This is a genomic window from Mycobacterium sp. pUA109, from assembly GCF_041287095.1.
Lineage (GTDB): Bacteria > Actinomycetota > Actinomycetes > Mycobacteriales > Mycobacteriaceae > Mycobacterium.
The window spans coordinates 1-10761 of the sequence record NZ_JBGGKS010000042.1; the positions used below are offsets into that span (position 1 = coordinate 1).

At 69.5% G+C, this 10761-nt stretch carries 6 protein-coding genes and 1 pseudogene; all 7 read left to right on the plus strand.

The annotated features are described in order from the left end of the window. Positions 1 to 81, plus strand: a pseudogene (locus ACAG26_RS27370) (WXG100 family type VII secretion target); the annotation flags it as partial. Between the two features lie 213 nt (positions 82 to 294). Beyond that, positions 295 to 1194: a class I SAM-dependent methyltransferase gene (locus ACAG26_RS27375; RefSeq protein WP_370486223.1), complete on the plus strand. Its 900-nt coding sequence runs from the start codon at positions 295 to 297 to the stop codon at positions 1192 to 1194. Positions 1195 to 1609: 415 nt separating this feature from the next. Then, the gene (gene eccA / locus ACAG26_RS27380; protein ID WP_370486224.1) at positions 1610 to 3451 is read left to right on the plus strand and encodes a type VII secretion AAA-ATPase EccA; all 1842 of its coding nucleotides are present in this window, start codon (positions 1610 to 1612) and stop codon (positions 3449 to 3451) included. Then, the gene (eccB, locus tag ACAG26_RS27385) at positions 3448 to 5031 is read left to right on the plus strand and encodes a type VII secretion protein EccB (RefSeq protein ID WP_370486225.1); all 1584 of its coding nucleotides are present in this window, start codon (positions 3448 to 3450) and stop codon (positions 5029 to 5031) included. The genes eccA and eccB overlap by 4 nt, the downstream gene beginning before the upstream one ends. After that, positions 5028 to 8990 carry a type VII secretion protein EccCa gene (gene eccCa, locus ACAG26_RS27390; protein ID WP_370486226.1) on the plus strand — a complete coding sequence of 1321 codons (3963 nt, stop codon included), beginning with the start codon at positions 5028 to 5030 and terminating at the stop codon, positions 8988 to 8990. Before eccB ends, eccCa begins: the two co-directional genes overlap by 4 nt. A gap of 28 nt (positions 8991 to 9018) precedes the next feature. Next, positions 9019 to 9324, plus strand: coding sequence for a PE family protein (locus ACAG26_RS27395; protein ID WP_370486227.1), 306 nt, complete (start codon positions 9019 to 9021; stop codon positions 9322 to 9324). 2 nt (positions 9325 to 9326) lie between these two features. Beyond that, positions 9327 to 10745 carry a PPE family protein gene (locus ACAG26_RS27400; RefSeq protein ID WP_370486228.1) on the plus strand — a complete coding sequence of 473 codons (1419 nt, stop codon included), beginning with the start codon at positions 9327 to 9329 and terminating at the stop codon, positions 10743 to 10745. Positions 10746 to 10761: the final 16 nt, after the last annotated feature.

Here is a 10761-nt window from a genome sequence, read left to right on the forward strand (position 1 = left end):
GCGGCGATGGCCGGTACGCATGAGTCCAACACGTTGGCCATGCTGGCTCGCGATAACGCCGAAGCCGCCAAATGGGGCTGACCCGGGCCGATTAGGGCCGGCGAGCCTGCGCTCACGGCGCCGAGACTGTAACCAGGGCGTCGTCGCGGCGAAATTCACGCTCTGAGTTCAGTTTCGATGCCGTGGGTGCAGGCTCGCGGCGTTGAGCGCGGTCTCGATGCCATCACCTCAGCCTCGACGGACAAAGCAGTGGGCTCCAGGAGCCCCACAGATAGTCGGCGTAATCTCGCTGGGGTGCGTACCGACAGAGACAGCTGGGACATCACTACAAGCGTCGGCTCGACGGCGTTGTTCGTCGCGACCGCCCGCGCGCTCGAGGCGCAAAAGCCCGATCCGTTAGCCGTCGACCCCTATGCCGAGAAGTTCTGCCGGGCCGTCGGCGGCGACTGGGCCGACGTGCTCGACGGCAAATGCCCTGAGCATCAGCTGAAGACCGAAGACTTCGGCGAACACTTCGTCAACTTCCAGGGCGCCCGCACGCGCTACTTCGACAACTACTTTCGTCGCGCCGCCGACGCCGGCGTCCGCCAGGTGGTGATCTTGGCGGCTGGGCTGGACTCCCGCGCCTACCGGCTGTCCTGGCCGGACGGCACCACGATCTTCGAACTGGACCAGCCGCAGGTCCTCGAGTTCAAGCGCGAGGTGCTGACCCGCCATGGCGCCCAGCCCAACGCCGAGCGGCGCGAGATCGCCATCGACCTGCGCGAGGATTGGCCGCAGGCCCTGCGCGACCACGGGTTCGACCCGACCCAACCGTCGGCCTGGATCGCCGAAGGTCTGCTGATCTACCTGCCGGCCACCGCGCAGGAGCAGTTGTTCACCGGCATCGACGCGCTGGCCAGCAGCGGCAGCCACGTCGCCGTCGAGGACGGCGCCCCGATGAATCAAGAGGCCTTCGCCGCCGCCGTCGAAGAGGAACGCAACGCCGAGGACAGCCAACGCGTCTTCTTCCAACTGGTCTACAACGAGCAGCACGCCCCGGCCGACCAATGGTTCAACGCGCACGGCTGGACCGCGGCCGGGACTCCGCTGGCCGATTACCTGCGCAGCGTGGAGCGGCCGGTGCCCGCGCCGGACACCGAAGCCGGGCCGATGGTCGCCCGCAATACCTTGGTCAGCGCCGTCAAGGAGTAATCGGCACCCCCTCGCAAAGCAATCCCCACGCGCCGTCGGTCCAAAGTGACCGGCGGCGCGCCCCGTGATGGAACTTTTGGCCTGCCGGCGACGACTAACGCCCCGGTAGACGCAATTGTCATCCCCGGCGGGTCGAGGTACTGTGTCGGCCGAGCTTGTCGGAAATGATTTTCATTAAGGGGACGCCTTGATCCGGGGCGCCCACGGGAGGTTGTCGTGTTCTCTGGCGGTGTGATGACCGGCAGGGCGGCGGACCGCTGCCAACTTCACTCACCTGCGGAAAGTGCGCCGTCGTGCCGTCCGCAACTGCGGTCGGGGTTGGGCCCCGCAAACGTCTCGACAGTTAGCTTATGCAATGCTAACTTCAGCGCAGTTAAGAACTCAGGTAACACCATCTGGAGGGGGCGACCCAAGCATGGACAACGGTGACGTCGGCATGCTTGTGACCCGTCCCAGCACCGGCCGGGTGGATAGCGACATCGTCAGCCGATTCGCCACCTGCTGTCGGGCGCTCGGCATTGTGGTGCACGACCGGCAACGGCCCGCCGACCTCGACGCGGCCCGCACCGGATTCAGCGCCCTGACCCGCGTCGCCCACGACCAGTGCGACGCCTGGGTGGGGTTGGCCGCCGCCGGGGATGTCTCGCCGCGGGTGCTGGAAGCGGCGTCACGCACGGCGGCCACCGCTGGCATGTTGCAGCGGCAACTGGATCTGCGCCGCGGTGCGTTGGGATTCCAATACGACACCGGGCTGTACCTCCAGTTCCGCGCCACCGACCCCGACGACCTGCACCTCGCGCACGCCGCCGCGCTGGCGAGTGCCGGGCAGTTCGCCGACGCACATCAGATCGTCGCCGAGATCGCCGAGCGCCGACCGAGTCTCCACGACGCCCGGTGGGTGGCGGTCGCGATCCACTACCGCGCCGAGCGCTGGTCGGACGTCGTCAAGCTGCTGACCCCGATCGTCAACGACCCCACCCTCGACGCGCTGTTCGCCCACGCCGCCAAGATCACCCTGGGTATCGCACTGGCCCGGCTGGGCATGTTCGCCCCGGCGTTGTCGTACCTGGAGGAGCCCGAGGGCCCGATCGCGATCGCCGCGGTCGACGGCGGGCTGGCCAAGGGGCTGGTGCTGCGCGCGCAGGACGACGAGGAGTCCGCCGCCGAGGTGTTGCAAGACCTGTATGCGGCCAACCCGGAGAACGAGCAGATCCAGCATGCGCTGCTGGACCACAGCTTCGGGATCCACACCACCACCGCCGACCGCATCGACGCGCGCACCGACCCGTGGGACCCCGACACCGAGCCCAGCGAGGGCGACTTCGTCGATCCGGGGGCCCGCGAGCGCAAGGCCGCGTTGCTGGTCGAGGCCGAACGCGAGCTGGGTGAGTTCATCGGCCTCGACGAGGTCAAAAACCAGGTGCAACGCCTGAAAAGCTCGGTGGCGATGGCGATCCGGCGTCAGGAGCACGGACTGACCGTGGCGCAGCGCACCCACCACCTGGTGTTCGCGGGACCGCCCGGAACCGGTAAGACCACCATCGCCCGCGTCGTCGCCAAGATCTACTGCGGCCTGGGCCTGCTGAAAAAGGAAAACGTCAAAGAGGTGCACCGCGCCGACCTGATCGGCCAGCACATCGGTGAAACCGAGGCCAAGACCAACGCGATCATCGACAGCGCCCTCGACGGTGTGCTGTTCCTCGACGAGGCCTACGCCCTGGTGGCCACCGGCGCCAAAAACGACTTCGGCCTGGTGGCGATCGACACCTTGTTGGCCCGGATGGAAAACGACCGCGATCGGCTGGTGGTCATCATCGCCGGCTACCGCGCCGACCTGAACCGCTTCCTGGACACCAACGAGGGATTGCGGTCCCGGTTCACCCGCAGCATCGACTTCCCGTCCTACTCGCCCGCCGAGCTGGTCGAGATCGCCAACGTGATGGCCGAGCACCGCGACAGCGTCTTCGAAAAGGCCGCGCTGGACGACCTGCAGGGGCTGTTCACCAACCTGGCGGAGTCGTCGATGCCCGACGCCAACGGGATCAACCGGCGCAGCCTCGACATCGCCGGCAACGGCCGGTTTGTCCGCAACCTGGTCGAGCGTTCCGAAGAGGAACGCGAATTCCGGCTCGACCACTCCGAACAAGCGGGCTCCAACGCGTTCACCGATGAGGACTTGATGACCATTACCGCGACAGATGTCAACAACTCGGTGGCACCGCTGCTGCGCGGCCTCGGCCTGTCGGTGCCGGCATGACGGCCCCGCAGTCCGACGACGAACGGCGGTCGTTCACCTCACGCACCCCGGTCAACAACAACCCCGACCAGGTGGCCTACCGCCGCGGTTTCGTCACCCGCCACCAGGTGACCGGCTGGCGCTTCGTGATGCGTCGCATCGCCTCCGGGGTCGCGCTGCACGACACCCGGATGCTGGTCGACCCGCTGCGCACCCAGTCCCGGGCGGTGCTGATGGGGGTGATCTTGCTGGTCACCGGGCTGGCGGGCTGCTTTGTGCTGTCGCTGATCCGGCCCAACGGATCGGTCGGTAACGACACCGTGCTCGCCGACCGGTCCACCTCCGCCTTGTATGTCCGGATCGGCGAACAGCTGCACCCGGTGCTCAACTTGACCTCGGCGCGGCTGATCGCCGGCCGCCCGTCTAACCCGACCGTGGTGAAAAGCAGTGCGCTGGACCGGTTCCCGCGCGGCAACCTGATCGGTATCCCAGGCGCCCCCGAGCGCATGGTGCAAAACACCAGCCGGGACGCGGACTGGACGGTGTGCGACGCGGTGTCGGGCCCGGCCACCGGCGTGACGGTGATCGCCGGCCCGGTGGACAGCGAAGGTGCCCGCGCCGGCGAGCTGGGCTCGGGTCGGGCGGTGCTGGTCCGCAACAACGACAGCTCCTGGCTGTTGTGGGACGGCCGGCGCAGCCGCATCGACCTGCACGACCGGGCGGTGACCAGCGCGCTGGGCCTTCAGGCCGACGAGCTCACCCCGCGCGCGATCGCCGACGGGTTGTTCAACGCGATCCCGGAGGCGCCGCCGCTTGCCGCCCCGGACATCCCGGACGCCGGAAACCCGCCGCAATTCGGCATGCCGGTGTCCGCGCCGGTCGGGGCGGTGGTGGTCGCCCACGCCATCGACGGCGCCTCGGATAACACCCGGCAGTACTACGCGGTGCTGCCCGACGGGCTGCAGCCCATCACGCCGGTGCTGGCCGCGGTGCTGCGCAACACCAACTCCTACGGCCTGGACGCGCCGCCGGCGCTGGCCGCCGACCAAATCGCCAAGCTGCCGGTCTCCAAGGCGCTGGACACCGGCCGCTACCCGGCGCAGCCGATCACCCTGGTCGACGCCGCCCGCGACCCGGTCAGCTGCGCGCACTGGAGCCAACCGGCCGGCGCCAGCACCAGCTCGCTGACGCTGCTGACCGGCTCGGCGCTGCCGGTGTCCGACGAGGTGCGCACCGTGGACCTGGTCTCCGCCGGGGCCGGCGGGACCGCCACCCGGGTCGCGTTGGGCCCCGGTACCGGCTACTTCACCCAAACCGTCGGGCAAGGGCCGAGCTCGCCGCCGGACGGCTCGCTGTTCTGGATCGGCGACACCGGGGTGCGCTACGGCATCGACGACCCGGCCGCCGGCCCCGGACACGGCAAGACCCTTGAGGCGCTGGGCCTGACGTCGCCCGCGGTGCCCGTCCCGTGGTCGGTGCTGTCGCTGTTCGCGCCCGGACCCGCGCTGTCCCGCGCGGACGCGCTGATCGCCCGCGACTGGCTGGCCCCCGACAACCGACCCGCCCGCCGGGTCGCAACCGAGCAGGAGGCCGCCCGATGAGCCGGCTGATCTTCGAAGCCCACCGCCGGCTGCCGCGGCCGCGTATCCGTGAGGGCACCATCGCCATCGAGCCGCCGCCCGAGCTGCCCCGGGTGATTCCGCCGTCGATGCTGCGGCGGGCGCTGCCGGTGGTGATCGTGGTGCTGATCGTCGGAATGATCGTGGCGCTGGTCGCCACCGGGATCCGGGTCATCTCGCCGCAGACCCTGTTCTTCCCGTTCGTGCTGCTGCTGGCGGCCACCGCGCTGTACCGCGGCACCGACAACAAGATGCGCACGGAGGAAGTGGACGCCGAGCGCGCCGACTACCTGCGCTACCTGTCGGTGGTCCGCGACAACATTCGTGGCACCGCCGCCGAACAGCGCGCGGCGGCCGAATGGTCGCACCCGGACCCGGCCGATTTGGCCGCGGTGCCCGGGTCGCGGCGCCAGTGGGAACGCGACCCGCACGACGACGACTTCCTGGTGGTACGCACCGGCCGGCACGAGGTGCCGCTCGCCACCACGCTGCGGGTCAAAGACACCGCCGACGAAGTCGACCTGGAACCGGTGTCGCACAGCACGTTGCGGGGCCTGCTCGACACCCAGCGCACGGTGCGCGACGTGCCGATCGGCGTCAACCTGGCCCGGGTGTCGCGGATCACCGTGCTCGGCGAGGCCGACGAGGTCCGGGCCGCGATCCGGGCCTGGATCGCCCAAGCGGTGAGCTGGCACGACCCGAGCATGCTCGGGGTGGCGCTGGCCACCCCCGACCTGGAAGACCCGGGTTGGTCCTGGCTGAAATGGCTGCCGCACGTGGACATTCCCGGTCAGCTCGACGGGGTGGGCCCGGCCCGCTACCTGGCGCCGAACCTGGACGCGCTGGCCGCGCTGCTGGGTCCGGCGCTGGCCGACCGGCCGGCGTTTTCCGGTGAGCCCGCCGACGCGTTGCGGCACTTGGTGATCGTCGTCGACGACCCCGACTACGACCTGAACGCCTCCACGCTGTCGGCCGGCTGGGCCGGGGTCACCGTTATCCAGCGCAGCGCCACGCCGCCACACCGCGAGCAGTATTCGGACCCGGAGCGGCCGATCCTGCGCATCGAGGACGGCGCGATCGACCGCTGGCAAAGCGGCGGCTGGGAACGCTACGCCGATGCCGCCGACCAGTTCGGCGCCGACGAGGCCAGCCACCTGGCCCGGCGCCTGTCCCGATGGGACTCCAACCCCACCCACGCCGGGCTGCGCTCGGCGGCCACCCGCGGCGCCACCTTCACCACGCTGCTGGGCATCCCGGACGCGACCCAACTCGATGTGCCCTCGCTGTGGGCGCCGCGGCGACGCGAGGACGAGCTGCGGGTCCCGATCGGCGTCACCGCCACCGGTGAACCGCTGATCTTCGACCTCAAGGACGAGGCCGAGGGCGGCATGGGCCCGCACGGCCTGATGATCGGTATGACCGGTGCCGGCAAGTCGCAGACCCTGATGTCGATCCTGTTGTCGCTGTTGACCACCCACTCCGCGGATCGGCTGATCGTGATCTACGCCGACTTCAAGGGTGAGGCCGGCGCCGACATCTTCCGCAACTTCCCACAGGTCGTTGCGGTGATCTCCAACATGGCCGAAAAGAAGTCGCTGGCCGACCGGTTCGCCGACACGCTGCGTGGTGAGGTGGCCCGCCGCGAGCTGCTGCTGCGCGAGGCCGGCCGCCGGGTCCAGGGCAGCGCGTTCAACTCGGTGCTGGAATACGAGGCCGCCCGTGAGCAGGGCGGACCGGCGGTGGCGGACCTGCCGCCGATCCCGACCTTGTTCGTGGTCGCCGACGAGTTCACCCTGATGCTGGCCGACCATCCCGAATACGCCGAGCTATTCGACTATGTGGCGCGTAAAGGTCGGTCGTTTCGCATCCACATCCTGTTCGCGTCGCAAACCCTGGACGTCGGCAAGATCAAGGACATCGACAAGAACACCTCCTACCGGATCGGGTTGAAGGTGGCCAGCCCCAGCGTGTCCCGGCAGATCATCGGTGTGGAGGACGCCTACCACATCGAATCCGGCAAGGAACACAAAGGTGTGGGCTTTTTGGTGCCCGCCCCCGGTGCGGCGCCGATCAAGTTCCGCTCCACTTACGTCGACGGCATCTACGACCCGCCGCGCGAAGCGAAAGCCATTGTGGTGCACTCGGCTCCGGAGCCGCGGCCGTTCACCGCGGGTCGCGTGGAACCCGACCACGACACGGTGGTCACCGGTGCCGAGGACGACGACGTCATGGGGCCGCCGCGCAAGCTGATCGCCACCATCGGCGACCAGCTGACCCAGTACGGACCGCGGGCACCGCAGCTGTGGCTGCCGCCGCTGGACGACCCGATTCCGCTGGGTACCGTGCTGTCGCGGGCCGGAGTGGGCCCCGGGCAATTCCGCTGGCCGCTGGGTGAAATCGACAAACCGTTCGAGATGCGGCGCGACCCGCTGGTGTTCGACGCGAAGTCCGCGGCCGGCAACGTGCTGATCCACGGCGGCCCGAAGTCGGGTAAGACGACCGCGCTGCAGACGTTCATCATGTCGGCCGCGCACCTGCATTCGCCGCGCGAGGTCACGTTCTACTGCCTGGACTACGGCGGCGGCCAGCTGCGGGCGGTGGAGGACCTGGCGCACGTCGGCAGCGTCGCCTCCCCGATGGAGCCCGAGCGCATCCGGCGCACCTTCGGGGAGATCGAGCAGCTGCTGCTGGCTCGTCAGCGCCGCGAAGCATTCCGGGATCGACGCGACAACGGCTCCACGCTCGACGACGGGTTCGGCGAGGTGTTCTTCGTCATCGACAACCTGTACGCGTTCAGCCGGGACAACACCGACCAGTTCAACACCCGGAACCCGCTGCTGGCCAAGGTCACCGAACTGGTCAACGTCGGCTTGGCCTACGGCATCCACGTGGTCATCACCACCCCGAACTGGCTGGAGGTGCCGCTGGCGATGCGCGACGGGCTCGGGTTACGCCTGGAGCTCAAGCTGCACGACGCCCGCGACTCCAACGTGCGGGTGGTGGGCGCCCTGCACCGCCCGGCCGAGGCCGTGCCCGCCGACCAGCCGGGCCGCGGCCTGACCATGGCCGCCGAGCACTTCCTGTTCGCCGCACCGGAAACCGAGCAGGTGGACGCGGTCAACGCCCGCTACCCCGGGGTCACCGCCCCGCCGGTGCGGCTGCTGCCGACCAACCTGGCTCCCGACGCGGTCGGCTCGCTGTACCCGGGACCGGAGCGGGTCGTCATCGGTCAGCGGGAAGAGGATCTGGCCCCGGTCGAAATCGACTTCACCGACAACCCGCTGCTGATGGTGTTCGGGGACAGCAAGACCGGCAAGACCAACCTGCTGCGCCACATCATCCGCACGGTGCGCGACAACAGCACCGCCGACCAGGTGGCGTTCACCGTGCTGGACCGGCGGCTGCATCTGGTCGACGAGCCGCTGTTCCCCGACAACGAATACACCGCCAACCTCGACCGGGTGATCCCGGCGATGATGGGGCTGTCGGCGATCATCGAGCAGCGCCGCCCGCCGGCCGGTCTGGCGCCGGCGGACCTGTCCCGCTGGACCTACACCGGGCACACCCACTATCTGCTCATCGACGATGTCGACTCGATCCCCGACACCCCGGCGATGACCGGACCGTATGTGGGCCAACGGCCGTGGGCGAACCTGATCGGGCTGTTGTCGCAAGCCACCGATCTGGGGCTGCGGGTGATCGTCACCGCCCGGGCCTCCGGATCCGGGCATGCGCTGATGACCAACACGTTGCTGCGCCGGTTCAACGACCTGCAGGCCACCACGTTGATGCTGTCCGGCAACCCGCAGGACGGCGGAAAGATCCGCGGCCAGCGGTTCAGCCGGCTGCCCGCCGGGCGCGCGGTCCTGTTGGGCGACAGCGACGTCGCGACCTACGTCCAGCTGATCAACCCGCTCGTCGACCAGAGGTTGGCGCGCTGATGTCCGAACGAGGGAAGGAGTACCAGTCATGACGCTACGAGTGGTTCCCGAAGGCCTGGAGGCGGCCAGTGCCGCCGTCGAGGCGCTGACCGCCCGGCTGGCGGCCGCCCACGCCGGGGCGGCGCCGATGATCACCGCGGTGGTGCCGCCGGCGGCCGACCCGGTGTCGCTGCAGACCGCGGCCGGGTTCAGCGCGCAGGGCAACGAGCATGCCGCCGTGGCCGCCCAGGGCGTGGAAGAGTTGGGCCGCGCGGGCATCGGCGTCGGTGAATCCGGGGCCAGCTACCTCGCGGGCGACGCCGCGGCCGCGGCGACCTATGGCGGCGGGCTGTAACCATGCCTGTCGGGCCAGTCTGGATCGCCTCACCGCCGGAAGTGCATTCGGCGTTGCTGAGCAGCGGTCCAGGACCGGGAGCGCTGCTAGCCGCGGCTGGCGCGTGGACGTCGCTGAGCGCCGAATACGCCTCAGTGGCCGAAGAACTCACCGGGATACTGGCCGCCGTACAAACCGGGGCGTGGCAGGGTTCGAGCGCGGAGACCTACGTCGCCGCGCACCTGCCCTACCTGGCGTGGCTGGCCCAGGCCAGCGTCAACAGCGCCGGAAGTGCCGCCCAGCACGAAGTGGCGGCCGCCGCCTACACCACCGCATTGGCCGCCATGCCGACGTTGCCGGAGTTGGCGCTCAACCACACCATTCACGGGGTGCTGGTCGCGACGAATTTCTTTGGCCTGAACACCATCCCGATCGCGCTCAACGAAGCCGACTACGTGCGGATGTGGATTCAGGCCGCCACCACGATGGGCACCTATCACGCGGTGTCCACCGTCGCACTGGCGTCGGCGCCGCGCACCCAGAGCGCGCCGACGGTGATGAAAGCCGACACCACGCAGTCTCCGGCTGCGCAATCCACCGGCGGCACGGACTTCTTCAGCCAGATGTTCCAGCAGCTGATGCAGTTCCTGCAGAATCCGAGCGGGGCGCTGAGCTCTATCCTCGCGAACCCGGCGGCGTGGTTTCCGCTGCTGTTCTTCATCGCCTATGAGGCGTTCTTCATTCCGGTCGGCTTCACCACCTGGGGGATGATTTTCGCCTCGCCACTGCTCATTCCGCTGATCCTGGGCATCGCCATCCCGCAAGTGATGGCGATGGCCGAACAAGCCTCGCCGGCCGACGACATGCCCGCCGAGGCGGCCGCGACACCGACGCAGGTGCGCGCCGAGCAGCCCAACAACCCGATGGCGGTGGGGCTCGGCGCGGGGGGCGGCGCGGGCGCGGCCTCGGCGGCCCCAGCCGGCAGCGGCGCCCCGGCCACCAGCGGTGCGCCGGCCCCGGCGCCGGGCACCGGAATGTTCGGCTACGTGGTCGCCGGCGGCTATCCCGGAACTGGGTTCGGTCCCACACTGACCGACCGCGATCACACCAAGGCGCCGGCCGTCGGGGTGCCGGCGGCCGCGGCCGCGGTGCGGGCGTCCAGCCGGGAAAAGACCCGCGCCCGGCGGCGCCGCCGCACCGAGATGCGGGAGTTCGCCGACGCGTTCATGGACATGAACGGCGACTCGGTAACCCCGCCGACCGCAGACGATTTCACCGCGACCGCCGCGTCGGACCGGGGGGCTGGGCCGTTGGGGTTCACCGGGACTACGCACAAGGAGAAGGTGGCGGTGGCGGCTGGGTTGGCGACGTTGGATGCGGATGGGTTTGGTGGTGGTCCGCGGGTGCCGTTGGTGCCGGAGACGTGGGAGGGGGAGTCGTAGCTGAGGGAACTTTTGG